This is a genomic window from Ruegeria sp. AB8 (genome assembly GCF_056542605.1).
The window spans coordinates 51,120-73,274 of record NZ_JBQGAB010000018.1 but is presented as its reverse complement, the minus strand read 5'-3'; the positions used below and the strand labels follow the sequence as shown (position 1 = coordinate 73,274).

General features: G+C 58.6%; 28 protein-coding genes. 10 read left to right on the top strand and 18 right to left on the bottom strand.

The features are described from left to right. The 5 genes from ACR0CG_RS18040 to pip form a co-directional block, all read right to left on the bottom strand. Complete coding sequence (locus ACR0CG_RS18040; RefSeq protein ID WP_170615495.1) at positions 1-624, bottom strand: RNA-binding protein; 624 nt, start codon at positions 622-624, stop codon at positions 1-3. A 22-nt stretch (positions 625-646) separates the two neighbouring features. After that, a complete protein-coding gene (nusA, locus tag ACR0CG_RS18035) occupies positions 647-2,260 on the bottom strand; it encodes a transcription termination factor NusA (protein WP_480526620.1) in 1,614 nt (537 codons plus the stop codon). Then, a complete protein-coding gene (gene rimP, locus ACR0CG_RS18030; protein WP_170386826.1) occupies positions 2,260-2,850 on the bottom strand; it encodes a ribosome maturation factor RimP in 591 nt (196 codons plus the stop codon). Before rimP ends, nusA begins: the two co-directional genes overlap by 1 nt. 145 nt (positions 2,851-2,995) lie before the next feature. After that, positions 2,996-3,832 carry an ABC transporter substrate-binding protein gene (locus tag ACR0CG_RS18025; protein WP_480526618.1) on the bottom strand — a complete coding sequence of 279 codons (837 nt, stop codon included), beginning with the start codon at positions 3,830-3,832 and terminating at the stop codon, positions 2,996-2,998. Further along, on the bottom strand, positions 3,829-4,809 hold the full coding sequence (gene pip / locus ACR0CG_RS18020) for a prolyl aminopeptidase (protein ID WP_480526616.1): 981 nt from the start codon (positions 4,807-4,809) through the stop codon (positions 3,829-3,831). The genes ACR0CG_RS18025 and pip overlap by 4 nt, the downstream gene beginning before the upstream one ends. Before the next feature lie 48 nt (positions 4,810-4,857). Here pip and ubiG point away from each other — a divergent pair, with 48 nt between their 5' ends. Next, complete coding sequence (gene ubiG, locus ACR0CG_RS18015) at positions 4,858-5,604, top strand: bifunctional 2-polyprenyl-6-hydroxyphenol methylase/3-demethylubiquinol 3-O-methyltransferase UbiG (protein ID WP_170805846.1); 747 nt, start codon at positions 4,858-4,860, stop codon at positions 5,602-5,604. A gap of 52 nt (positions 5,605-5,656) precedes the next feature. Here ubiG and ACR0CG_RS18010 read toward each other — a convergent pair whose 3' ends face one another. From ACR0CG_RS18010 to ACR0CG_RS17995, 4 genes are read right to left on the bottom strand one after another with little or no spacing between them, the layout of a single operon-like run. Then, positions 5,657-6,097 carry a MarR family winged helix-turn-helix transcriptional regulator gene (locus ACR0CG_RS18010; protein WP_010442526.1) on the bottom strand — a complete coding sequence of 147 codons (441 nt, stop codon included), beginning with the start codon at positions 6,095-6,097 and terminating at the stop codon, positions 5,657-5,659. A 14-nt stretch (positions 6,098-6,111) separates the two neighbouring features. Beyond that, positions 6,112-6,942: a carbon-nitrogen hydrolase family protein gene (locus ACR0CG_RS18005; RefSeq protein WP_480526614.1), complete on the bottom strand. Its 831-nt coding sequence runs from the start codon at positions 6,940-6,942 to the stop codon at positions 6,112-6,114. Then, a complete protein-coding gene (gene grxC, locus ACR0CG_RS18000; RefSeq protein ID WP_170615509.1) occupies positions 6,942-7,199 on the bottom strand; it encodes a glutaredoxin 3 in 258 nt (85 codons plus the stop codon). Before grxC ends, ACR0CG_RS18005 begins: the two co-directional genes overlap by 1 nt. A 36-nt stretch (positions 7,200-7,235) precedes the next feature. Then, positions 7,236-7,982, bottom strand: coding sequence for a double zinc ribbon domain-containing protein (locus ACR0CG_RS17995; RefSeq protein ID WP_480526612.1), 747 nt, complete (start codon positions 7,980-7,982; stop codon positions 7,236-7,238). Here ACR0CG_RS17995 and ACR0CG_RS17990 point away from each other — a divergent pair. Further along, positions 7,981-8,811 (top strand): methyltransferase domain-containing protein, encoded by an 831-nt coding sequence (locus tag ACR0CG_RS17990; RefSeq protein WP_480526611.1) that lies wholly within the window; start codon positions 7,981-7,983, stop codon positions 8,809-8,811. The two genes, ACR0CG_RS17995 and ACR0CG_RS17990, sit on opposite strands and share 2 nt — an antisense overlap. A 55-nt stretch (positions 8,812-8,866) precedes the next feature. After that, the gene (gene hemH / locus ACR0CG_RS17985) at positions 8,867-9,916 is read left to right on the top strand and encodes a ferrochelatase (protein ID WP_480526610.1); all 1,050 of its coding nucleotides are present in this window, start codon (positions 8,867-8,869) and stop codon (positions 9,914-9,916) included. 72 nt (positions 9,917-9,988) lie between these two features. Here the strand turns inward: hemH and ACR0CG_RS17980 are convergent, their stop codons facing one another. Both ACR0CG_RS17980 and ACR0CG_RS17975 read right to left on the bottom strand, forming a co-directional pair. Next, positions 9,989-10,171 carry a hypothetical protein gene (locus ACR0CG_RS17980; RefSeq protein WP_010442520.1) on the bottom strand — a complete coding sequence of 61 codons (183 nt, stop codon included), beginning with the start codon at positions 10,169-10,171 and terminating at the stop codon, positions 9,989-9,991. Between the two features lie 139 nt (positions 10,172-10,310). Next, positions 10,311-10,910 carry a L,D-transpeptidase gene (locus tag ACR0CG_RS17975; protein WP_480526608.1) on the bottom strand — a complete coding sequence of 200 codons (600 nt, stop codon included), beginning with the start codon at positions 10,908-10,910 and terminating at the stop codon, positions 10,311-10,313. Between the two features lie 169 nt (positions 10,911-11,079). Here ACR0CG_RS17975 and dalA point away from each other — a divergent pair, with 169 nt between their 5' ends. Next, positions 11,080-11,595 carry a divisome-associated lipoprotein DalA gene (dalA, locus tag ACR0CG_RS17970; RefSeq protein WP_170615517.1) on the top strand — a complete coding sequence of 172 codons (516 nt, stop codon included), beginning with the start codon at positions 11,080-11,082 and terminating at the stop codon, positions 11,593-11,595. A gap of 57 nt (positions 11,596-11,652) precedes the next feature. Here the strand turns inward: dalA and ACR0CG_RS17965 are convergent, their stop codons facing one another. From ACR0CG_RS17965 to ACR0CG_RS17935, 7 genes are all read right to left on the bottom strand, one after another. Next, positions 11,653-12,117: a PTS sugar transporter subunit IIA gene (locus tag ACR0CG_RS17965; protein ID WP_170615519.1), complete on the bottom strand. Its 465-nt coding sequence runs from the start codon at positions 12,115-12,117 to the stop codon at positions 11,653-11,655. 59 nt (positions 12,118-12,176) lie between these two features. Next, a complete protein-coding gene (hpf, locus tag ACR0CG_RS17960) occupies positions 12,177-12,740 on the bottom strand; it encodes a ribosome hibernation-promoting factor, HPF/YfiA family (RefSeq protein WP_170681931.1) in 564 nt (187 codons plus the stop codon). A gap of 252 nt (positions 12,741-12,992) precedes the next feature. Continuing rightward, complete coding sequence (lptB, locus tag ACR0CG_RS17955) at positions 12,993-13,751, bottom strand: LPS export ABC transporter ATP-binding protein (RefSeq protein ID WP_170615523.1); 759 nt, start codon at positions 13,749-13,751, stop codon at positions 12,993-12,995. Further along, a complete protein-coding gene (locus ACR0CG_RS17950; protein WP_480526605.1) occupies positions 13,751-14,242 on the bottom strand; it encodes an LptA/OstA family protein in 492 nt (163 codons plus the stop codon). Before ACR0CG_RS17950 ends, lptB begins: the two co-directional genes overlap by 1 nt. Before the next feature lie 3 nt (positions 14,243-14,245). After that, positions 14,246-14,845 carry an LPS export ABC transporter periplasmic protein LptC gene (lptC, locus tag ACR0CG_RS17945; RefSeq protein ID WP_480526604.1) on the bottom strand — a complete coding sequence of 200 codons (600 nt, stop codon included), beginning with the start codon at positions 14,843-14,845 and terminating at the stop codon, positions 14,246-14,248. 12 nt (positions 14,846-14,857) lie between these two features. Next, on the bottom strand, positions 14,858-15,826 hold the full coding sequence (locus ACR0CG_RS17940; protein ID WP_480526602.1) for a KpsF/GutQ family sugar-phosphate isomerase: 969 nt from the start codon (positions 15,824-15,826) through the stop codon (positions 14,858-14,860). Then, a complete protein-coding gene (locus ACR0CG_RS17935; RefSeq protein WP_480526600.1) occupies positions 15,823-16,437 on the bottom strand; it encodes a ribonuclease D in 615 nt (204 codons plus the stop codon). The genes ACR0CG_RS17940 and ACR0CG_RS17935 overlap by 4 nt, the downstream gene beginning before the upstream one ends. A gap of 177 nt (positions 16,438-16,614) precedes the next feature. On the opposite strand from ACR0CG_RS17935, the gene ACR0CG_RS17930 reads away from it, so the two are divergent. The 6 genes from ACR0CG_RS17930 to ACR0CG_RS17905 all read left to right on the top strand — a co-directional run bounded on the left by ACR0CG_RS17930 (position 16,615) and on the right by ACR0CG_RS17905 (position 22,151). Then, positions 16,615-17,043 (top strand): Lrp/AsnC family transcriptional regulator, encoded by a 429-nt coding sequence (locus ACR0CG_RS17930; protein WP_480526599.1) that lies wholly within the window; start codon positions 16,615-16,617, stop codon positions 17,041-17,043. A 73-nt stretch (positions 17,044-17,116) separates the two neighbouring features. After that, positions 17,117-17,809 (top strand): lytic transglycosylase domain-containing protein, encoded by a 693-nt coding sequence (locus ACR0CG_RS17925; protein WP_480526597.1) that lies wholly within the window; start codon positions 17,117-17,119, stop codon positions 17,807-17,809. Between the two features lie 70 nt (positions 17,810-17,879). Beyond that, a complete protein-coding gene (gene flhA / locus ACR0CG_RS17920) occupies positions 17,880-19,907 on the top strand; it encodes a flagellar biosynthesis protein FlhA (RefSeq protein ID WP_480526655.1) in 2,028 nt (675 codons plus the stop codon). Then, entirely contained in the window at positions 19,904-20,674 is a 771-nt protein-coding gene (locus ACR0CG_RS17915) for a flagellar biosynthetic protein FliR (RefSeq protein WP_480526595.1), read from the top strand. The genes flhA and ACR0CG_RS17915 overlap by 4 nt, the downstream gene beginning before the upstream one ends. Next, complete coding sequence (locus tag ACR0CG_RS17910; protein ID WP_480526594.1) at positions 20,674-21,759, top strand: EscU/YscU/HrcU family type III secretion system export apparatus switch protein; 1,086 nt, start codon at positions 20,674-20,676, stop codon at positions 21,757-21,759. The genes ACR0CG_RS17915 and ACR0CG_RS17910 overlap by 1 nt, the downstream gene beginning before the upstream one ends. Next, on the top strand, positions 21,759-22,151 hold the full coding sequence (locus ACR0CG_RS17905; RefSeq protein WP_480526592.1) for a hypothetical protein: 393 nt from the start codon (positions 21,759-21,761) through the stop codon (positions 22,149-22,151). The genes ACR0CG_RS17910 and ACR0CG_RS17905 overlap by 1 nt, the downstream gene beginning before the upstream one ends. Positions 22,152-22,155 lie beyond the last annotated feature (4 nt).

The following is a 22,155-nucleotide window of genomic DNA, read 5'->3' as shown; positions in this document are numbered from 1 at the left end:
TTACCCTTCCGAGCGGCCCTTGCCGCCGTCATCCGTTTCGCGCAAGCCACGCAGGCGCTGCGCTTCCTCTACAACACGTTTGGCGAGTCCGCCAGAGGCCAGAGCCGCATGAATCACGGTTTGGCGCCCAAATGCCTGTCCCAACTCGTCCGCCGTCAGCCAACCGATGTATTTTCCAAAATGCGGCGTGCTCAGTTTCGACTTGCCGCGCCCCGATCCGTCGGTGGCCTGAATCAGTACCTGGGCCTCTTCCCGGTCCAGCCACGTCTTGACCTTTTCGTAGCCGGCGACCGCATCGCCGGACTTGCGGGCCAGACTCAGCAGTTCGATCACCCGGCGCGAAATCTGCCGCTCGACCTCATCCGCCAGATCCTGCGGTATGGTCACCTGAGCCTTGAACCCGCGTGCAAACAGTTTCTTGCCCACGGCCCGGTCCAGAGCGGCGCGATCCGCCGCCACATAGACCCCACGTCCCGGCAGTTTCGCCGCGACATCCGGATAGACCTGACCGTCCGGCCCCGTCACAAAGCGTATCAACCCATATTTAGGCTGAACTTCGCCCGTGGCGATGCACTTGCGTTCAGGTCCTTCGGACCGGTCTTTATGGACGCCACCGCGACCCATTCACGCCACCCGAGGCCTGAAATCAGGCCTCGGCCTCCTCGTCTGCAATTTCACCATCTTCTTCGGCCTGCTCCAGCTCGGCCGGATCAACCCAACCCAGCATGATGCGGGCCGTCATGACCAGATCCTGTGCTTCTTCCAGCGTGACGCCGAAAGGCTCCAGAACACCGTCATCCTTGATGCGTTCGCCCTCGACCGTGGTCCAGCCACCGGCCAGTTCCCAGTCCGCGCAGGTCGCGAAGTCTTCCAGTGTCTTCACATCGTCCTTGGCCAGCGCCTCAACCATCTGGGGTGTCAGGCCTTCGAATTCAATAAGGCTGTCCTCGGCGCCCAGGGCACGGGCAGCATCCAGCGCGGCCTTGGCCTGTGCTTCCAGGAATTCCCGCGCGCGGGTTTGCAGTTCCTGCGCGGTGCCTTCGTCTACACCGTCAATGACCAGCAGCTCGTCGATCTCGACGTAAGCCACCTCTTCGAGGTTGGTGAAACCCTCTGAGACCAGCAACTGGGCAAAGAATTCGTCCAGATCCAGACTTTCCATGAACAGCTTGGTGCGGGCTTCGAATTCCTTCTGACGACGCGCCGACTCTTCAGCCTCGGTCATGATGTCGATGTCCAGACCGGTCAGCTGGCTGGCCAGACGCACGTTCTGACCACGGCGGCCAATGGCGAGCGATAGCTGTTCCTCGGGGACCACAACCTCGATCTTGCCGGCTTCTTCGTCCAGAACCACCTTGGAAACCTCGGCGGGTTGCAGCGCGTTCACCAGGAAAGTCGGCTGGTCCTCGTTCCACGGGATGATGTCGATCTTTTCGCCCTGCAGCTCATTCACAACGGCCTGCACGCGGCTGCCGCGCATACCTACGCAGGCACCGACGGGATCAATTGAGCCGTCATAGGAAATCACCGCGATCTTCGCGCGCGAGCCGGGGTCACGGGCCACGGCCTTGACCTCGATGATGCCGTCATAGATTTCCGGCACTTCCATCTTGAACAGCTCGGCCATGAATTCCGGCGCGGTACGCGACAGGAAGATCTGGTGGCCGCGAACCTCGCGGCGGACTTCCTTGATATAGGCGCGCACACGGTCATTCGGGCGATAGCTTTCGCGGCCAATCTTGTCGTTGCGGCGCAGAACGGCCTCGGCACCACCCAGATCGACGATGACATTGCCGAATTCTTCGCGCTTGACGGCACCGTTGATGATGGTTCCGGCGCGATCCTTGAATTCTTCGTACTGACGATCACGCTCAGCCTCGCGGACCTTCTGCAGAATCACCTGTTTCGCCGACTGCGCCGCGATACGGCCCATTTCAACCGGCGGCACTTCTTCAGCGAAGACGTCACCGACTTGCGGGTCTTCCATGTACTGTTTGGCCTGCTCGACGGTGAACTCGGCCTGATAGTTTTCCAGCTCGTCATCCTCGACCACGGTACGAACGCGGGTAAAGGTGGCCTTGCCGGTCTTACGGTCGATGCTGACGCGAATGTCCATCTCGGCGCCGTAGCGGCTCTTGGCGGCGCGGGCGAGCGATTCTTCCATCGCTTCGACAACCAGACCGGGGTCGATCATCTTTTCGCGGGCCACGGCCTCGGCGGTCTGCAGCAGCTCCAGCTGGTTGGCTGAGGTGATTGCCATCAGTTCGTCTCCTCTTCGGACCCTTCGGTCTCAATCTCGTCGAAAGCGTTTTCGTTCAGGGCACCGGCATCCTTGCGCTGGCGCAGCATTTCCTTGATCAGGTCGTCGGTCAGGACCAGCTTGGCGTCGCTCAGCCAGTCGAACTGCAGACCGATGGTGATCGTTTCTGACCCTTCGGGGATGTTTATCAGAACCTCGTCCCCTTCGATCCCGGCCAATTCACCCTTAAAGCGGCGGCGGCCGTCGATCAGCTCGGCAGTTTCGATCTTGGCTTCATACCCCTCGAACGTCTCAAAATCCTTGAGACGGGTCAGAGGGCGGTCGATACCGGGGCTGGACACTTCCAGCGTATAGGCGTCAAGGATCGGATCCTCGACATCCAGCGTGGCGCTGACCGCGTTCGAAATTTCAGCGCAATCATCCACTTCGATACCGCCATCGGGCTTGTCGGCCATGATTTGCAGCGTGGTCTGTTTGCCGCTCATCAGGCGAATACGGACCAGCTCATACCCCAGATCCTCGATCACGGGGGTAATGATCTCGGCCAGTCGCCGATCGATGGCAGCTTTGGCTATCAGGTCGTTTGTCATCAGGTTCTCTACCCATGAATCGGGCACAAAAAAACGGGCGCGCGGCCCGTCGATCTTTTCCGGTGGAGCCCCGGACCCTAGCCCGACACGCCGCTGTTGAAACTGCATATACGCAGGGTTTCCCGAAACTGCAACCCCCAGCAGGTCACACTGAACGGAATTGCGTCACCCACCACCTTTCGGCGATGCGCCCGTCGTCCAGCGCGCGGCCCTTTCCGATCTGGCGGGGCATTCCCACATGAGCAGCCAGCGCCAGTGCCATCTCCGATTCGGCGGGAAAAAACCGCAAACCTCGCTGGCCCTTCAGCCCCTCCAAGGCAGGCAAGGCAGCGATGTCGACATACCCATCCCGCAATGCTTCAGCGCGGACATTTGGGTCCGGAATGACGATAATTTCCACGGAGTCGGCCCAACCGGCCTGTCCGTCCTTGTAGTGACCGCTCACCTTGCGTCCGAGGAAATGGCGGCCATCCTCGGCACGCTCGACCCGGTAACACCCTGTCCCGTTCGCGGCGTGCAGCGGCGTGACCCCCTGCCCCTTGCGCGTAATGACAAACCGACTGTCGGCCAGAAGAAACGGCAGGCCCGGATTGGCCGCGGCCAATTCCAATCGTATCGCAGTCAGGGAAAGCGCTTCGGCCTGTCCGACTTCTTCCAGAACGGCCAGAACATCACCCATTTCCAGAACCGCGCCATCGTGAAACAGAACGTCCCGGCGCAGCTCGAAATTCCAGACGCGCGCTTCTGCATCGGTTTGCCAACTGGTTGCCAGTTCTCCACGCAAGGTGCCATCCGGCGCAATCTCGGTCAGCGTGTCGAACACCGCGCCGCGTGCCACCTGCTCGAGGCTGTCATCACGGGGCACGGCCAACCGCAGGGCCCCGCCCGATTTCGGCGTATCCGCAAGCGAAGCTCCGGTCGCCGCCAGCAGAGCGGCAGCGGCACCCGACGCAAACAGGGCTCGGCGGTCGATCCGTGTCATGCCACAGCCTCCTCGGCCACACGGTCCATGATACGGACCAGTTCGGCGCTAATTCCGGGCTCAGAGAGGGCGTGGCCTGCCTGCCGCACCATTTTCAGCTCGGCGTTGGGCCAGCGGTCGGCCAGATTCCAGGCAGCTTGCGGCGGGCAGATCATGTCATAGCGACCTTGAACGATATAGCCGGGAATATGTGCGATCCGATCCATCCGATCCAGAATCTGGCCGTCTTTCTCAAGAAATCCACCATTCATGAAATAGTGGTTTTCAAGCCGAGCAAAGGCGCGCGCATACTCTCCGGGGCTTTCCCCGGTCGATCCGTTGGAATGGATCGAAGCCAGCGCATTTTCCCAACTGGACCAGGCGCGAGCATACAGGATCTCGGTCGCGCGATCGCCTGAGAACAGGCGTTTGTGATAGGCCGTGATTGTGTCGTGCAGTTCGGCATCGGGCAGCAGGGACGTGAATTTCGCCCACTGCTCGGGCCAGAATTTTCCGGCCCCACCGCCATAGAACCAGTCCAGTTCGGCCTTTGTCATCAGGAACACGCCACGCAGCACCAGACGGGCAACGTGATCCGGATGGGCCTGCGCGTAGATCAGCGCCAAGGTGGCCCCCCAGCTGCCGCCAAAAACGATCCACTCATCTATGTCCAGCAAAACGCGCAGGCGTTCTATATCGTCAACCAGATGCCATGTCGTGTTGTCTTCGACCGCAGCGTGGGGCCGGGACCGGCCACAGCCGCGCTGATCGAACAGAATCACCCGGTAAACATCGGGATCAAAATAGCGGCGCATCGCCGGACTGCAGCCACCACCCGGGCCGCCATGCAAAACCACGACCGGTATCCCATCGGGATTGCCGCATTGTTCCATATAGATGCGATGCCCGTCGCCCACATCCACCATCCGCTGATCGAACGGGTCGGTCGGCGGGTAGAGATATTGAACTGCGCGCTTTTGGTCCGGGTACTTGTCCATTATTGGCCTATATAGTCCTTACGGGTAAAAGAGCATACGGAGACAGGAATGCAAGCGCATCCGAACACGGTCGACCCTTCCGAGATCGCAAAATTCGAAGCGATGGCCGCGGAATGGTGGGATCCGCATGGTAAATTCAAGCCATTGCACATGCTGAATCCGTGCCGTCTGGACTATATCACACAACAGATTGCGGGCGAGTTCGATCGCGACCTGAAGGACCCTGATCCCTTTGAAGGCCTGCGTCTGCTGGATATCGGATGCGGTGGCGGATTGCTGAGCGAGCCGATGTCCCGACTGGGGGCCGAGGTCGTCGGCGCCGACGCCGCCGCAGGCAACCTGCCCGTCGCACGTATTCATGCGGAACAATCCGGGCTGCAAATCGACTATCGCCACACAACGGCCGAATCGCTGGCCGAGGCAGGCGAACAGTTCGACGTTGTCCTGAACATGGAAGTTGTCGAACACGTTGCTGATCCGCTCAGCTACCTGACGGCGACCCAGCACCTGCTGAAACCCGGCGGACTGCAGATCTGTTCGACCATCAACCGCAATCCGAAATCCTACGCCATGGCGATTTTCGGAGCCGAAGTGGTCATGCGCTGGCTGCCGCGCGGCACCCATGAGTGGCACAAGTTCATCACACCAGACGAATTGTTCGACCTGCTGCGCCAGGCAGGGCTGGACCCGGTCGACCGCAAGGGGTTCGTGTTCAACCCGATCCTGTGGAGCTGGTCAATTTCCGACCGCGACCTCAGCGTGAATTACGTGACCGCAAGCGTGAAGCCGGGCTGAGCTGTTCGAGATGGGGGCAAGCGCCCATCTGACGCTGGATGCCGAATTGCCCCTATTCACCCTCAAGCTGCAACCGCAAATCTCGCAGCACGGGCAACGTGCTGCGAACCCGCTCCAGACCCAATTCTCCGACCACACGGTTGATCAGCGGTGCAATCGACGAAATCGCCTGATCGCGCGCACGGCGGCCGGCGGGGCTGATCGCCACCATCTTACGACGGGCATCGTCCCAGTCGGGTCGAATGTGGATGTATCCGGCCCATTCCAGCTTGGCCAAAGTGTTGGTCATCGCGCCTCGGGTCACATGGAATGTATTGGCCAGTTGCGCCGGGCTGCGCTCGTCTCCGACAAAGACCAGATGGTTCAGCACCGAGAAATGCGAGATCTCCATGCCCTTGGGCAGCACCCGGCTGAGCCGGTTGCGCAAAAGCTGATCGGCGGTCAGGATCTCGCTGAAAAGCGTGACCGCAAGGGCATTTTTCTCGTCCGTCATATTCCGGTTCTGGATCAGGGCCCGTCGAAAGGCCGCACGTGAGTCAATGAGGGCACACGGCTGCGCGCCTGTGTCACAGAACTATCATCCAAATCGAAAATGTGAATGCCCGGATCGTTACCTGCGTCGATCAGCACCTCTCCCCAAGGGGCCACAACCATGCTGTGGCCATAGGTATGACGGGTCCTGCCGCGGGTTTTCGGATGCTCACCCGTTTGCGCCGGGGCCAGAACCCAACAGCCGGTCTCAATCGCGCGCGCGCGCAACAACGGTTCCCAATGGGCCGCGCCGGTAACCGGTGAAAAAGCCGCCGGAACAGTCAGAATCCGCGCGCCGGACTGCGCCAGCGCCGCGTAAAGTTGCGGGAAGCGAATGTCATAGCAGACAGTCATGCCAACCTTGCCGAAATCGGTCTCGGCAATCACTGCCTTGTCGCCTGGCCGATAGTTCCTGGATTCGCGGAAGGTCTCAGACTCGGTGACCTGCACGTCGAACATGTGAATCTTGTCATAGCGGGCCACGATCTGACCCTTCGGGTCGATCAGGAAGGACCGGTTGGCGAATCGCCCATCTGCGTCATGGGTCCTGACCGCCAGCGAGCCGATCAGCAGCCAGACACCAAGCGTGGCGGCCTGTTCTCGCAGGCCGGCCAGCGTGATGTCATCTTCTTCGTGCTGCAAAACTTCGCGCTGCCGTGTGGTGCTTGTCGAGACGCAATTCGTGACCTCGGGCGTCAGGACAAACTGCGCGCCCTGCGCTGCCGCATCGGCCATCATGGCGCGCACCATAATGAGGTTTTCTGCCGGGTCATCCGACGAAGTGATTTGCAACAGCGCCGTTTTCATCAGGCCGCCAGCAGACGGTCCAGCTTGCCCTGCCGATCCAGCTCGTACAGGTCATCGCAACCGCCGACATGGATGTCACCTACAAAGATCTGAGGCACCGTGCGTTTACCCGAGGCCCGTTTGATCATCTCTGGTTTTCGCTTGGGGTCCATCAGGACATCGATTTCCTTGAAATCGATACCCTTCTGCTTGAGCAGGCGTTTGGCAGCGTGGCAAAAGCCGCATAGCGGCGAGGTGTAGATTTCTACCGGCTTCATGTTCCGTTCCCTAGATTTCGCGCAATCTTGAGCGAATTAGGCATCCTTGGCAACGCGCGCCAGTACCAACACGAAAATATGATTTGCCCCCGCGATCTGGCATGACCGGGTACAGGCTGCCAAAGTCGCGCCGGATGTCATCACGTCATCCACCAGAAGGATATCACGGCCTGTCAGCAGGTTTCGCCGCTTGGGGTGAACTGCGATCGCATCTGACAGGATGTCCGCCCGTTCCGCTGCGGTTTTGCCATCCAGAACCGGGGTTTTTGTTCGACGCACCAGGAGGTCCGGACACATGTCCAGGCCGGTTTCACGGGCCAGACTTTGCGCCAGCAGGGCAGACTGATTGTATCGCCGTTTCAGCAGGCGCGACCAGTGCAACGGGACAGGTGCGATCAGCATCTCGTCGCGAAACAGATCTTGGCCTGCCCGCGCCATCCAAAGGGCCGCTGTTCGGGCCAGTTCGGGCCTGTCACCGTGCTTGAAGCTCAGGATCAGCGATCGTGCCTGACCCTGATACAACAGCGCTGCGCGCCCGTCCCTCCATGGTCGGGGGCTCGCCAGACAATCGTCGCACTCGATTCTGTGACCATCCGCCTCGCCCTCTATCGGCATTCCGCAGGTTTCGCAGACGGTCCCGCCGATGAATGGCGTGTCACGCCAACAGGAGCCGCACAAACCAAAGTCGGATTCCGTCAATACGCCGCATCCCAGGCAACGCGGCGGGTAGATCAGTGCAACAACGGTTTGAATCCGCTGCCACATGCGATACTTGCGACCCATGAAACTGCCTGCCGACACTGCACCCTCGCCGTTTGATCGCTCGATACTGACCATGCGCCGCGCCCGTGCCCGGGACGATGCGTTGTTCCTGCATCACGCTGCCATGGATGAGGTGCAGGATCGGCTTTTGATGGTTAACAGAAGCTTTACGGCACCGGCGATTATCACTCCGTTCCCGCATCTCTGGCGTGATTTTCTGCCCGCTGCCACCATCATCGCGGATAATGAGGTTCTGGAGCTGGAGCGCGGATCACATGATCTGGTTATTCACGCAATGGCGCTGCACTGGACCAATGACCCGGTCGGGCAATTGATCCAATGCCGTCACGCCCTGCGCCCGGACGGGCTTCTGCTGGGCGTCTGTCCCGGTGGTGAAACCCTGCACGAACTGCGTGCAGCCCTAGGACAGGCCGAGATCGAAGTAACCGGGGGGCTCAGCCCCCGCATCGCCCCGATGGCAGAACTGCGGGATCTGGGTGGGCTATTGCAGCGGGCCGGATTTGCATTGCCCGTGGCCGACAGGGCAAGCCTGACAGCGGAATACCGTGACCTGATGCACCTGATGCACGATCTTCGCGCAATGGGTGAGACCAATATTCTGATCGCTCGCCTTAAATACCCGACTCAGCGCCTTGTCTTTGACAAAGCCCAGACAATCTACAACCGCCACTTTGCGTCGCCTCAGGGCCGTCTGCAGGCGACGTTCGAATTGATCTGCCTGACAGGCTGGTCCCCGCACGACAGCCAACCGCAACCGTTGCGCCCCGGGTCCGCCCGCATGCGACTAGCTGAAGCTTTAGGGACAAAAGAAGGCAAACTGTCCGATTGACCGCCGGGCATTTCCGTATATCTCAGGCCGGACCACAGAAATTCAGGAAGCTCAAATGACTGACGCAACCCGCCCCGCCCATGCACCAGCCGACCACCCAAAGGTCAAAAAGGGTCGCGTCGGAATTCTGCTGGCAAATCTGGGCACGCCGGATGACTACAGCTATTGGCCGATGCGGCGTTATTTGAACGAGTTTCTGTCGGATCAACGCGTGATCGACTATCCAAAGTGGAAGTGGCAACCGATCCTGCAGGGGATCATCCTGACCAAGCGCCCGTTCAGCTCGGGTGAGGCCTACAAATCGATCTGGAATCACGACGAGGGCGAAAGCCCGTTGATGACGATCACAAAGGACCAGACAGCCAAGCTGCGCAACGCGATGCAAGATCGTTACGGCGATCAGGTGATGGTCGATTTCTGCATGCGCTATGGCAACCCTTCGACCAAGTCCAAAGTAAGCGAGATGGTGGCGGCGGGCTGTGACCGCATCCTGTTCTTCCCGCTCTACCCGCAATACGCGGGAGCCACGACAGCGACAGCAAATGATCAGTTCTTCCGGGCGCTGATGGAGGAGGTCTGGCAACCGGCCACCCGGACCGTACCCGCGTATTTTGACGAACCTGCCTACATCGACGCATTGGCGGGGTCGGTTGAGCGCGCTTATGCAGAGATGGAGACGAAGCCCGACATTCTCGTCTGTTCCTATCACGGGATGCCAGAACGCTATTTGCAGCAAGGCGACCCCTATCACTGCCAATGCGCAAAAACGACTAGATTGCTGAAAGAGCGGCTGGGCTGGACAGACGATCAGCTGGTTTCGACGTTCCAGTCCCGGTTCGGACCTGAGGAATGGCTGAAGCCCTACACCGTCGATCACGTCGCCGATCTGGCGCGGCAGGGCAAAAAGAACATCGCGGTAATCGCCCCGGCCTTTTCATCCGACTGCATCGAAACGCTGGAAGAAATCAACGAAGAAATTCGGGAAAGCTTTGAGGAGGCCGGCGGCGAGGGCTTTACTTATATCCCATGCCTCAACGCCGATGATTCGCATATCGCCGCACTTGGCGCGGTGATAGAAGACAATCTCAGGGGCTGGCTGGACTGAACGACCCACGGACCGGACACAAAAAAAGGCGATGGATAAATCCACCGCCTTTTCTTTGATCAGCTTGTCGAATTAGCTTGCTGCAACAGCTGCGGCAACAACAACCAGCAGGATCAGCGGCAGGATGATACCCTGCGACGAACCTTGGGTTTCTTCGACAACGACAGGTGCCTCTACAACCGGCTCTTCCAGGTTGCCAGCATAGGCAGTCGAAGCAGCAGCGGTCAGAGCAGCGGCGAGAACGAGTTTTTTCATATTAACCTCCAGAATTTGCGTGATTCCGATTAGTGCAGTCACACATCTAAGACTTACCTCGTGTTTTTTTCTAATCAGCAATGCGCAGGGATTGCAATTGCAACTTGATCGCCAAGCGGGTTCGTGCATGAAAATGTCGTCAAATTAGCAACACTTGCGTGCCAACCTTCGCCATAGAAAACAGCTCGGCAATGTCCTCGTTGAACAGGCCGATACACCCATTTGAAGACCGGCGCCCGATTTTGCGCGTGTCATGGGTGCCGTGAATGCGATAATATTTCCAACTCAGGTACAAAGCATGTGTTCCCAAAGGGTTATCCGGACCAGGCGGGATATAGTCGGGCCATTCCGGATTTCGCTTCTTCATCGACGGCGTCGGCGACCAACTTGGGCCTTCGACCTTCCGGATCACGCTCGTCCTTCCGCGGCGGGTCAGTTCTTCGGTCAATGGAACAGAAGACGGGTAGAGTTTGTATACAGATTGATCATCTGACCAATAATGCAGCGCCCGCGAGACGGTATCGACCAAAATGGCACCGTTTCTGGTATTGGAAAAATAGGGCTGCCAGTCCAACGCCCGGAAGCCCGAAACATTGCGGCGAACCGCCGGTTCTGCTTCCGGAGCAGGACGCAATGGGTCTCCGGGAATGTACTGGGCGATTGCCGGCGAGGCCAGCATGGCCGTCGCGCCTGCCAGAAATCCGCGGCGGGTCGAAGGCTGAATACGTTTTTTGACCATGACAAAGGGTCCTTTGCTTAGGTGACTTGGAAATTTCGGATCATTTTATTGCCAGAATGCTTCAGTCGCAAATCAAACCGGCAGAATCACGCGGGTTGTGGCCATTGTACGTTTGCCCAGCGCGTTCAGTCACGCTATGCCCGTTGATAACACAAATATCAGGTCGACCATGACGCGTATCCTTTCTCTGCTAGTTATTTGCCTTGTCGCACTGGCGGCATGCACGGACACCTCAACCACAGCCTTGGGGGCCGACGGGCGGCCGTTGCCGACAGTCTACAAGATTCGCGGCAGCACCGATAAACTACAATTCCGCATGTTGGATTCGGTGAACGCGCTCCGTCAGGCCTCGGGCCTGCAACCGGTTCAACTGAATGCCCAGCTGAATGCGGCCGCAGCCACCCATTCGAAAGACATGGCACGTCAGAATCGCCCTTGGCATTTCGGGTCGGACGGATCCTCACCTATCGATCGCGCTGCGCGCGCAGGCTACTTCGGAACCTTCCTGGGCGAAGCAATTTCCGAGACCTACGAGACCGAGACCGAAACCCTGGCCGCGTGGATGCAGGAGCCCGGCCCGCGCGCCGTCATCATGGATCCGAAGGCAAGCCAGATGGGCTTTGCCTGGCATCAGGAAAAAGGCGGCAAAATCTGGTGGACACTGGAAATGGGCACAGGCGGCTGATCGCCTCGGGCCGCAACAAAGCCTCCGGATAACGGGGGCTTTTTCAATTGAACCAGGTTACGCAGCCTGCATCGACTGCGCTTCGGTCAGAATGGCATAAAGTTTGACGGGGTCAGGATTTGCCCGCAACTTTGCGCAGACAGATGTGTCACGCAAGGTCCGCGACACAAGCGCCAAAGCCTTGAGATGATCGACACCCGCTTCCTCCGGCGCAAACAATGAAAAGGCAATGTCGACTGGCTGACGGTCGACCGAGCCGAAATCAATAGGCTTTTCCAGCATGACGAATACGCCAGAAACGGCCTGAAGCTGCGGCAATCTCGCATGTGGCAGCGCCACACCATGGCCAACCCCGGTCGGGCCGAGGCTTTCACGCTCCAGCAGACTGTCCACAACTTCCTGCGCGTCCAGCCCAAGGGTGGCGGCAGCGACATCGCTGATTTCCTGAAACAACCGCTTCTTGCTGGAAGCAGATGACAATACACGTACGGCTTCGGGCTTCAGTATGCTCGACAGCTCCATGATCACGCTCCATGACGTTGCCCCGGCCAAAACCGGGGCCCGTCTTTCAATCTTGCCTGTTACGGATCGATCCAACCGATATTGCCGTCATCCCGGCGATACACGACATTCAATCCGTCCTTGTTTTCATTACGGAACACCAGCACCGGGGCGCCTGCAAGTTCCATTTGCATAACAGCTTCGCCAACGCTGAGAGATGGGATCTTTGTTTCCATCTCAGCCACAATCATGGGCTGCAGCGATTCGGGTTCGTCAGCCGTCTCCGATTCATCAGAGGCGAGGATATATGAGGACGCGCCAAAGAGTTCAACCGGCTCGGACCGATCCTTGTGGTGGTCTTTCAGGCGGCGCTTGTATCTGCGCAGTTGTGTCTCCATTTTGTCGCAGCAAGCCTCGAATGCCGCATAAATCTCGATTGCGTGGGCCTTGGCCTGGGCGGTCAGGCCCGTCGACAGATGCACCGTGGTCTCGCATACATATTCATGCGCTGAACGGGAAAAGACGACGGCGGCGTCCGTCGGGCGCTGGGCATACTTACCCACAACCTCGCCCAGCTCGGTCTGCACGTGGGTCTGCAGCGCCGCGCCGATGTCGATCTGTTTTCCGCTGATTTGGTAACGCATGTGATCTCCTTCACAATTCACACCCATTCTGACGCCACGTTACGCGGCGAGCTTGTTTTTATCGGGTGGGGGGTAGCGACATGTTTTGTGGTTGTCTGCCATCGCGCCCTTCGGAGAAGGGATATCGTGATCCAGACTGGAACCGCAAAACTGCCATGAGCCAATTGAGCCAAGAGGCGGCGGAAGAGTCAATCAAAACAAAAGCGTATTTGTGTAATTTCCGACATGCAGCAAGTGCAGATCAGCGCAAGCCTATGAAATCCTGAAGTTTTCACCCAGATACACGCGGCGCACGTTCTCGTTTTCAACAACTTCGTCCGGCGTGCCGGACATCAGCATCTTTCCGTCATGCAGGATGTAGGCCCTGTCCACAATTTCCAGCGTTTCGCGGACGTTGTGATCCGTAATCAAAACACCAATTCCGCGCTTTTTCAGGTCGGCAACCAAATGCCGGATATCCCCAACACTGATAGGGTCCACACCCGCAAACGGTTCATCCAAAAGCAAATACTTGGGATCGGCAGCCAGGCAGCGGGCGATTTCCACCCGGCGTCTTTCCCCCCCTGACAGAGCCAGTGCGGGGGCCCGCCGCAAATGCTCGATCGAGAAATCGGACAAAAGCTCTTCCAGACGTTCCTTGCGGCGATGGGCGTGGCTGACGGTTATGTCCAACACAGCGGCGATATTGTCCTCGACGCTCATGCCGCGAAAAATCGACATCTCCTGAGGCAGATAACCGATCCCCATCCGGGCTCGCCGATACATCGGCAAAGTCGTGACATTGTGCCCGTCCAGCGTGACCGTGCCCGCCTCGGGGAAAACCAGCCCGGCGACAGAATAGAACGTCGTCGTCTTGCCCGACCCGTTGGGACCAAGCAAAGCCACAACTTCGGACCGGCCCAGTGTCATCGAAACATCCCGGATCACGGTCTTCTTGCGGTAGGACTTTCGCAGTTTCTCGATTCTGAGACCCGAGGTGCCGTCGGCAACGGATAGGTTGGGTCGTGCCATCAGTTGTTGCCTTGTTGCAGGATCGTTTTCACCCGACCGGTCATGGTTGCGGTACCGGTGGTCAGGTTGGCATTCATCTGATCGCCGCTGATGACGCTTGGCCCCTGTGTCAGAAGAACATTGCCCTTCATCAGGATCACACCGGAATCAATTGTGTATTCGGCCCAATCTCCCTGCGCCGCGTCCGGAGGGCTTACCAGAACCACGTCTTCCGTGGCCTCTAGCCGCTCGATCGCCGAACGCTCGTTGTTGTAGATGACCAGAACCCGTTCTGCAGTCAGACGCATTTCACCCTGAATCACGATGACATTTCCCAGAAACTCGGCCGATCCGTTTTCCTGATTGACGTTGAGTGTTTCCGACGTCACTTCGACAGGCAAACTGGGGTCCGCCTGGGTCGACCCAAACGCCACCTGCGTTTCCTGCGCGGTCGCGGAAACGACACTCGTCACCAGAGCGATGCAAACAAGGGCAATTCGAAAATCAAACACACTTCATCTTTCTGCTTTTGCCGGCTCATACACCAGCTTTACGCCATCTGTAAAAACAATATGGACCGGTCCGTCCTTTTTTTCAGTCCCAAATGTCATGCGCCCGGCCGAGAAATCACCGATCGGTCCGGTTCCGTTAACCTGGCCCGGTGTATCCCCGCGGATTTCATCCAGCGAGGTGTTCAGCAAATCGGTGGTGACCTGGATGCCGTCCGTGGTGGTTATGACTACGTCGCCGACAAAAGTTGCCGTCTTTTTGTCGGGTCGGATCATGCCCGAATTTGAATCCAATGTTATGACACCGCCATTCAACAGCCCCAGGCGCCCACGAAACTCGGCTGCGGTCGGGACAGATCCTTCGGCCCCTTTTGCCGCCTGTATGGCCTTGATGTGCACGTCTTCGCCCTTGCGGGTTATGCCCCGGTAGTCGGGCTGGGTAATAACCTGGTCGGCAAGGCGTTCGTTGATTTCCGTTTGCGGAAATGGAACCGACACGTCGGTCTCGATGCTGCGCGACAGCAGGAACACCGTGGACAGCATCAAGATGGCCACCAGTGGCAACAGCACCTTCAAGAACTGTACCATACGGGAATAGCGGTCCACAGTTTCCACCTTTCAGCCCAACCCGACGCGCAGGCAATCGTGAATGTGCAAAATGCCTTCGGCCCGCCCGCCCGAGGCCGGATCGACCACAAACAAACAGGTAATCTTGGGCGTCTGCATCGTCATCAGGGCCACGGCGCTTTCGGCCAGTTCACCCGGGCCGATGGTGCGCGGGTTAGCGGTCATCACCTGATCGACGGTCAGGTCAAGCAGACCCTGCATATGCCGCCGCAGGTCGCCATCGGTCACGATGCCCAGCAACCGCCCCTCGGCATCACTAACACCGACAACGCCAAAACCCTTCTGGCTCATGACCAGCAACGCCTCGCTCATCGGCGTGCCCGAGGAAACGATCGGCGTGTCGGTATGCATCAGATCGCGAACCTTGCTGAGCTGCGCGCCGAGTTTGCCGCCGGGGTGGAAATCACGGAAGTTTTCGGGCCGGAAATCCCGGTACTTCATCAAGGCGATCGCCAGCGCGTCCCCCATTGCAAGCGTCAGCGTCGTCGAAATCGAAGGCACCATACCAAAGCCGCAGGCCTCACCCATCGACGGGATCAGCAGATGCACGTCCGCCTGTTTCATCAACGTGCTTTCGGGCTTGCTGGACAGGCCGATCAGAGGGATGCCGAACCGCCGGGTAAAGGCCAGAAGATTGGCCAGTTCCGGCGCCTCGCCCGAGTTCGAAATCGCCAGAACCACATCGCCCTTCGACACCATGCCCAGATCGCCGTGACTTGCCTCGGCCGGGTGCACGAAATATGCGGGTGTCCCGGTACTCGCCAGCGTCGCCGCGATCTTGTGACCGATATGGCCCGATTTGCCGATCCCGCTGACAATGATCCGACCGGTTGCCTGCAGGATCATCTGCACGGCAGTGGCGAAATTCTCATTCAGGCCGTCCGCCAGAACGTCTAGCGCACGGGCTTCGTCAGTGATGACCTGCCGCGCGGTTTTCAGAAAGGATTCGTTGTCAGTCATGAGTGCGCAAAAATATCCGTTTCAGGCCAACCGGCGAGGTCCAGCTTGGCACGCATCGGCAGGAAATCAAAACAGGCCTGTGCCATCTCGGTCCGGCCCTCGCGTGCCAGACGCCCGTTCAGCGCATCGCGCAACTGGTGCAGGTACAGAACGTCCGAGGCGGCATAGTCCAGCTGAGCCTCGGTCAGGGTTTCCGCACCCCAGTCGCTCATTTGCTGTTGTTTCGAGATGTCGACGCCGATCAGTTCCTGGCACAGGTTCTTCAGCCCGTGTCGGTCTGTATAGGTGCGTACCAGTCGGCTGGCGATCTTGGTGCAATAGACCGGCGCCGCCAGCGCACCGAATGTGTGGTACATGGCCGCGATGTCAAATCGCCCGAAATGAAACAGCTTCAGCACATCGGGATTTTCCAGCATGGCACACAGGTTCGGCGCTGATGTCTGCCCTTTTTTGACCTGAACGATATGGCTGTGCCCATCGCCACCCGACATCTGGATGACGCACAACCTGTCCCGATGTGGATTCAAACCCATGGTTTCACAGTCGATCGCCACGACCGGGCCCAGATCCAGCCCATCCGGCAGGTCGTTTTTGTACAAGTGGTTCGCCACAGATTTTTCCTTTGTTCGGTCTCAGACCACGAGATAGGAGGTTTGGTCCGCAAACTCAACGCCATCCATCGGGCGTGATTGTGACCAGGCGCTGCCGGGACGGGATTTTGCCGCGACACAAATGAGGTCAACAGGAACTTGAGCATCTGTATGCTAATGCTCTAAACCTTGGCCACCATGGACAAACTTGATCGAAATATCGTTGCCGCACTTCAGCAGAACGCGCGTGAATCAACTACCCGGATCGCAGCAAAGCTGGGCGTGGCGCGCACCACCGTTCACGAGCGTATCAGCCGCATGGAAGATCGCGGTGTAATTGCAGGGTACTCTGTGGTTTTGCATAGCCCGCAAGACACACCGCGTGTTCAGGTCATCGTTCTGCTGGAAGTGCAGCAAAAAGAAACGGCCCGCATCATCAAACGTCTTGAAGCCTATCCCGAGGTCAAACTGTGCCTGTCCATCAACGGAGAATTCGACCTGCTGCTAAATGCCGAAGCACCGCATATCGAAGATCTGGACATCCTCGTCGACGAACTCGCCAAGATTCCGGGCGTCATGCGAACCAACACAAGCGTTGTGTTTGGCCGCCGGATCGACCGGAACTGATGCTGCGATAACCCTATGTAAACCGATGCGCGGCTAGCCTGCCCCGGACTGATCAAGATCCCGGACCGGCAGAATGCCCCATCGAATACTCCTTTTCCTTCTGATTTTGCTTTTTGCCGGGCGTTCGCTGCATGCACGACCCGACGCAAGAACCGCCGATCTGTGTGATCAGGCCATGCGGCAAGCCGCTTTGTCGGAAGGGGTTCCTCTGGATGTCCTGCGGGCTATCGCGCGCGTGGAATCCGGTCTTAATGTCGCCGGCACCCTGCGCCCTTGGCCGTGGGCGATCAATGTCGAGGGGCAGGGTCTTTGGTTTGACACCGAGGTCGAGGCAAAATCCCATGTTTTCCAAATCTTCAAGGCGGGCGCACGCAGTTTCGACATTGGCTGCTTCCAGATCAACTATCGCTGGCACGGGCAGACATTCCGGTCGATTGACGAAATGTTCGACCCGGAACAGAACGCCAGGTATGCCGCCCGTTTTCTGAAAGACCTGTTTGCAGAGTTTGCATCGTGGCCCGCAGCGGCCGGTGCTTATCACTCTCGCACTCCCGCTTTGGCCCAGACCTATTCCGAGCGTTTTCAGACCGAGTTGGCGCGCCTCAACGAGGACGAGCCGACAAGGAATGCGGCAGTTGCCCGCGATCCTTTCACACATTCCTCTGCTCCATTGCTTCCGTCGCGATCTGAAGCGCCAAAACGGGTAATGCTGGGGTCGCTGGTTCCGGTAGCGGATAGTGCCACCGCCTTTATCGTCTTCAACTAAGGGGGTGATCGTGTTCAGGTTCGATGCCCGCTCTGTGTTCTCGCCGACCGTCCTGCTGGCGCTGGCCCTGATGACAGTCATCGTGATGATGATCCTTCCAATGCCCGCCTGGGTTCTGGATGTGGGGCTGGCAGCGTCGTTTGCGCTGGCTATTCTGATCTTCACCTTGACCCTGTTTATCGAACGCCCGCTGGATTTCTCATCTTTTCCAACGATCCTGCTGGCATCCCTGATGCTGCGATTGTCGCTGAATGTTTCGTCCACCAAGCTGATCATCGGTCAGGGTCATTCGGGCACCAACGCCGCAGGTGATGTGATCGAGGGGTTTGCCCAATTCGTAATGGGCGGAAGCATCTTTCTGGGTCTCGTCGTGTTTGGCGTTCTGCTGATCGTTAACTTCATGGTGATCACCAAGGGCGCCGCCCGTATGGCCGAGGTGGGCGCAAGGTTTGCGCTGGATGGGATGCCGGGCAAGCAACTTGCAATTGACAGCGACATGTCCGCAGGGGCCATCGACCATCAGCAAGCCAAGGAACGGCGCGAAAGAGAACAGCAGGAAACGACTTTCTTCGGCTCGCTGGACGGTGCGTCCAAATTCGTCAAGGGCGACGCCGTTGCCGGGTTGCTGATTACGTTGCTGAACCTTGTCATGGGTTTGATCATGGGCGTGATTGTGCATGGGATGCCGGTTGCAGCCGCCTTCGAAACCTATGCGATCCTGACGGTTGGTGATGGGCTGGTCTCACAAATCCCTGCGGTCATTATCTCAATCGCGTCCGCCCTGCTGCTGGCGCGGGGCGGCACGCAGGGGGCAACCGACAGCGCAATCTTCTCGCAGTTGGGGCGGCACCCGGCTGCACTGGGCACAGTCTCGCTGCTGATGGCCCTGTTTGCGTCGGTGCCAGGCCTGCCGTTTCTGCCCTTCATTCTAGGCGCGGGGGTTTTGGGATACTCAGCCTACAGCGTTTACAGCAAACAAAAATCCGAGCTGACAAAAGCGCACTCACCGGCACCCGAGACCGATGCCCCGACCCCGCAGGCCATCGGAGACATCCTGGACCTGGACGACGTTCATCTGGAATTCGCACCGGATCTGGTCAGCATGGTTCTAAACCCAGGCACCGGTCTGGACGCGCGGATCGCAAATATGCGGACATATGTCGCCTCTGGCTTTGGTCTGATCCTGCCCGAAATTCGGTTGACCGATCGCGCCGATCTTCCAACCGGCACTTACGTTATCAAAGTTCAGGGCGTCGAACAGGCGCGCGGTGTTCTGAACCCCGATCTCGTATTGGCGCTGGTTCAGGAAGGGCCGGACATTCTGCCGGAAGGAAATGATGTGACCGAACCCGTCTACGGCGCACCGGCCCGTTGGATCCTGCCCAAAGATCAGGAGGCTGCGGCCCTGAGCGGCGCGACGATCGTCTCGCCCCCCGAAATCCTGGCGACCCATCTGCTTGAAATCATCAAGCAGAATTTCTCCCGACTGCTGACACTCAAGTCGCTGCGGCGTCTTTTGTCCGAAATGACTCGGCTGAGCGATCTGGGCCGGGCCGAGGCCAACCGCAAGTTGCTGGACGAACTGATCCCGGACAAGGTCCCGATCGATACATTACATTCCGTTCTGCGGCTGCTGCTGGACGAACGGGTGTCCATCCGAAACATGGCCCTGATCCTGGAAACCGTGGCCGAGGCTCGGCTGACTACAACTCTGCCCGAAGGGATTTGCGAACTGGTGCGCCAACGTCTCGGGTTCCAACTGGTCGCCGACATGAAGCGCGAAGATGGGTCGATTCCACTGATCCAACTGGCACCGGAGTGGGAGGACACGTTCGCCACTTACCAAATCGACGCCCAAAGCGCAGGTCTCGACGTCGCGCTTCCGCCCAACCTGTTCAACAAGCTTGCAGACGGTGTCGTGCAAAGCATTGCGCAAACCGCGGATCGGGGCGTGTTTGCGGCCGTTGTGACTTCGACACGTCGACGCAGGTTGCTGCGCACGATCCTGCATGCACGCGGTGTCTCCAACCCGGTTCTGTCATTTGAAGAAATCGGCTTGGAAGCCAGGCCGGCACTTGTCGGTACGGTGCCCGCGTGATCGGCCTGCCCCCCGACTTGCTGCCGTTTATCAGTAGCGAGCTTGAGCACTTGTTCGCCGTTTTCCTGCGGGTTTCCGCTTTGGTTTCCCTTCTGCCTGCCTTCGGAGAGCGCAGCATTCCGGCCCGCGTAAAACTGGCGATAGCAGTGGCATTTACGCTCGTGGTTTCTTCCGCAATTGACCCGTCCGGGGCGATGTCTGGACTGTTCCCCGTAGTGCGGCTGATCGGCACCGAAATCCTGACGGGTCTGGCACTTGGCTTAAGCTTGAGGCTTTTCGTGCTTGCCCTTCAGACAGCAGGATCAATTGCCGCTCAGGCGACATCGCTATCCCAGCTTCTGGGCGGGGCGGCAGCAGACCCAGTGCCGGCCATGGGATATCTGCTGACCCTGGCCGGAATCACTCTGGCTGTTCTTATGGGGCTGCACATTCGTGCGGCGCAGTTTTTGATTGATAGCTACACTCTGATCCCAATGGGACAGCCCCCTGCGGCTGCGGATCTGTCCCAATGGGGTGTGCGACAAATTGCGCACAGCTTTGCGCTGGCTTTTGCGCTGGCAATGCCATTCGTTATCGCCTCGCTGATCTACAATCTTGCGCTTGGGGTCATCAACCGGGCGATGCCTCAGTTAATGGTCGCCTTTGTCGGTGCCCCGGCAATCACCTTTGCCGGTCTCTTTCTTTTGTTAGCCGGAGCGCCGTTGATCCTGTCCGCCTGGTCGGACGCACTCAACAGTTTTCTAACCAACCCGATTGGAGACAACTGATGAGCGCAGCAGACGACGACAGCGACAAGTCTTTTGACCCGACACCGCAGAAACTGAAAAAAGCCCGTGAAAAGGGCGAAGTGGCCAAGTCCGCCGATCTGTCGGTGGTTGCGGGTTATTCCGGGTTGCTCGTCGCGCTGGTAACAGCCGGTCAGCACGGCGCGGAAAATCTCGGCATGCTTTTTCTTGTAATGATTGATCAGGCCGACGATCTGTCCCGCCTGATGATTGATGGCCCGTCTGCAGGCCCGGTCGGCGGCGTTCTGAAAACGTCCCTGGTCGCCATCGGGATTCTCTTTGCTATTCCGGCGGCTGCGGTCCTGCTCAGCCTCATTGCGCAGCGAGCTCTTGTCTTTGCCCCGTCCAAACTCAAACCCAAGTTGTCGCGTGTTTCCGTTGTGTCGAACGCTAAGAACAAGTTTGGCCGGAGCGGGTTGTTCGAATTCCTTAAGGCCTTTGTCAAACTGATAATCTATTGCACATGCCTTGCCGTTTTCCTACGCGCCAATCTGGTGGAAATCCTGTCTGCGGGTACGGCACCACCCCAATCTTCAATCCTGTTGATGATGAACCTGTTGTTTCGATTCTTGTTTATTGTGATTGTCATCGCCCTGGCCATCGGCGCAGCGGACTACCTTTGGCAATACTCCGAGCACATGCGCAAAAACCGTATGTCGCGCAAAGAGATTCAGGACGAAGCCAAGGATGCTGAAGGCGATCCTCATGTCAAACAACAGCGCAGGCAGCGCGCACAGGGCATTGCGGCAAACCAGATGATGGCGGCGGTTCCGGAAGCAGACGTTGTCATAGTCAATCCGACGCATTTTGCGGTTGCGCTGAAATGGTCACGGGCGGTCGGTGCCGCACCGGTTTGCGTCGCGAAGGGCGTGGACGAAATCGCTGCCGCCATCCGGTCGGCAGCCGGACAGGCAGGGGTTCCGATCCATTCCGACCCGCCGACCGCGCGGGCGCTTCACGGCACCGTCGATATCGGGCAGGAGATCCAGGAAGAGCACTATCGATCCGTCGCGGCCGCTATCCGTTTCGCCGAAGCCATGCGCAAACGAGCAAAGAAGCAGGTATAATGCGACATACGCAGATCAAAGCATTGGTGCGGGTGACGGAGGCCGCGTTCCAAAAGGAATTTCAGGCCATTCGCCCCTTGGTCGAGGCCGAGACATTGGTTCTGAGGAAGCTGTCGCAACTGGACACGCAGGTAAAAGCGGCGCGCCTCGATAGTGCGCAGTCCCAAGGCTACAAAATCACAGGAACGGATATCTTGTGGAACGGCTGGGAAGCTTCAACACGCCGCCAGTTGAACATGGAACTGGCGCGCATCCGGGCGCAGAAGCTGAGCGCTCTGGACGCGCTGCGCCTTTCGTTCGGGCGCAAACGTGATGTTGAGAGCCTGTCGGAGTCGCTAGTGGCTGATCAGCTTTGCAACCCGTCAAAGGGCTTCTGTTCCACAACCGACTGAGTGG

What these genes read in the sequence shown, in the direction of transcription:
- ACR0CG_RS18040 (WP_170615495.1), bottom strand. Translation starts at nt 624, where the DNA reads ATGGGTCGCGGTGGCGTCCATAAAGACCGGTCCGAAGGACCTGAACGC.
- nusA (WP_480526620.1), bottom strand. Translation starts at nt 2,260, where the DNA reads ATGGCAATCACCTCAGCCAACCAGCTGGAGCTGCTGCAGACCGCCGAG.
- rimP (WP_170386826.1), bottom strand. Translation starts at nt 2,850, where the DNA reads ATGACAAACGACCTGATAGCCAAAGCTGCCATCGATCGGCGACTGGCC.
- ACR0CG_RS18025 (WP_480526618.1), bottom strand. Translation starts at nt 3,832, where the DNA reads ATGACACGGATCGACCGCCGAGCCCTGTTTGCGTCGGGTGCCGCTGCC.
- pip (WP_480526616.1), bottom strand. Translation starts at nt 4,809, where the DNA reads ATGGACAAGTACCCGGACCAAAAGCGCGCAGTTCAATATCTCTACCCG.
- ubiG (WP_170805846.1), top strand. Translation starts at nt 4,858, where the DNA reads ATGCAAGCGCATCCGAACACGGTCGACCCTTCCGAGATCGCAAAATTC.
- ACR0CG_RS18010 (WP_010442526.1), bottom strand. Translation starts at nt 6,097, where the DNA reads ATGACGGACGAGAAAAATGCCCTTGCGGTCACGCTTTTCAGCGAGATC.
- ACR0CG_RS18005 (WP_480526614.1), bottom strand. Translation starts at nt 6,942, where the DNA reads ATGAAAACGGCGCTGTTGCAAATCACTTCGTCGGATGACCCGGCAGAA.
- grxC (WP_170615509.1), bottom strand. Translation starts at nt 7,199, where the DNA reads ATGAAGCCGGTAGAAATCTACACCTCGCCGCTATGCGGCTTTTGCCAC.
- ACR0CG_RS17990 (WP_480526611.1), top strand. Translation starts at nt 7,981, where the DNA reads ATGAAACTGCCTGCCGACACTGCACCCTCGCCGTTTGATCGCTCGATA.
- ACR0CG_RS17995 (WP_480526612.1), bottom strand. Translation starts at nt 7,982, where the DNA reads ATGGGTCGCAAGTATCGCATGTGGCAGCGGATTCAAACCGTTGTTGCA.
- hemH (WP_480526610.1), top strand. Translation starts at nt 8,867, where the DNA reads ATGACTGACGCAACCCGCCCCGCCCATGCACCAGCCGACCACCCAAAG.
- ACR0CG_RS17980 (WP_010442520.1), bottom strand. Translation starts at nt 10,171, where the DNA reads ATGAAAAAACTCGTTCTCGCCGCTGCTCTGACCGCTGCTGCTTCGACT.
- ACR0CG_RS17975 (WP_480526608.1), bottom strand. Translation starts at nt 10,910, where the DNA reads ATGGTCAAAAAACGTATTCAGCCTTCGACCCGCCGCGGATTTCTGGCA.
- dalA (WP_170615517.1), top strand. Translation starts at nt 11,080, where the DNA reads ATGACGCGTATCCTTTCTCTGCTAGTTATTTGCCTTGTCGCACTGGCG.
- ACR0CG_RS17965 (WP_170615519.1), bottom strand. Translation starts at nt 12,117, where the DNA reads ATGGAGCTGTCGAGCATACTGAAGCCCGAAGCCGTACGTGTATTGTCA.
- hpf (WP_170681931.1), bottom strand. Translation starts at nt 12,740, where the DNA reads ATGCGTTACCAAATCAGCGGAAAACAGATCGACATCGGCGCGGCGCTG.
- lptB (WP_170615523.1), bottom strand. Translation starts at nt 13,751, where the DNA reads ATGGCACGACCCAACCTATCCGTTGCCGACGGCACCTCGGGTCTCAGA.
- ACR0CG_RS17940 (WP_480526602.1), bottom strand. Translation starts at nt 15,826, where the DNA reads ATGACTGACAACGAATCCTTTCTGAAAACCGCGCGGCAGGTCATCACT.
- ACR0CG_RS17930 (WP_480526599.1), top strand. Translation starts at nt 16,615, where the DNA reads ATGGACAAACTTGATCGAAATATCGTTGCCGCACTTCAGCAGAACGCG.
- ACR0CG_RS17925 (WP_480526597.1), top strand. Translation starts at nt 17,117, where the DNA reads ATGCCCCATCGAATACTCCTTTTCCTTCTGATTTTGCTTTTTGCCGGG.
- flhA (WP_480526655.1), top strand. Translation starts at nt 17,880, where the DNA reads ATGACAGTCATCGTGATGATGATCCTTCCAATGCCCGCCTGGGTTCTG.
- ACR0CG_RS17910 (WP_480526594.1), top strand. Translation starts at nt 20,674, where the DNA reads ATGAGCGCAGCAGACGACGACAGCGACAAGTCTTTTGACCCGACACCG.
- ACR0CG_RS17905 (WP_480526592.1), top strand. Translation starts at nt 21,759, where the DNA reads ATGCGACATACGCAGATCAAAGCATTGGTGCGGGTGACGGAGGCCGCG.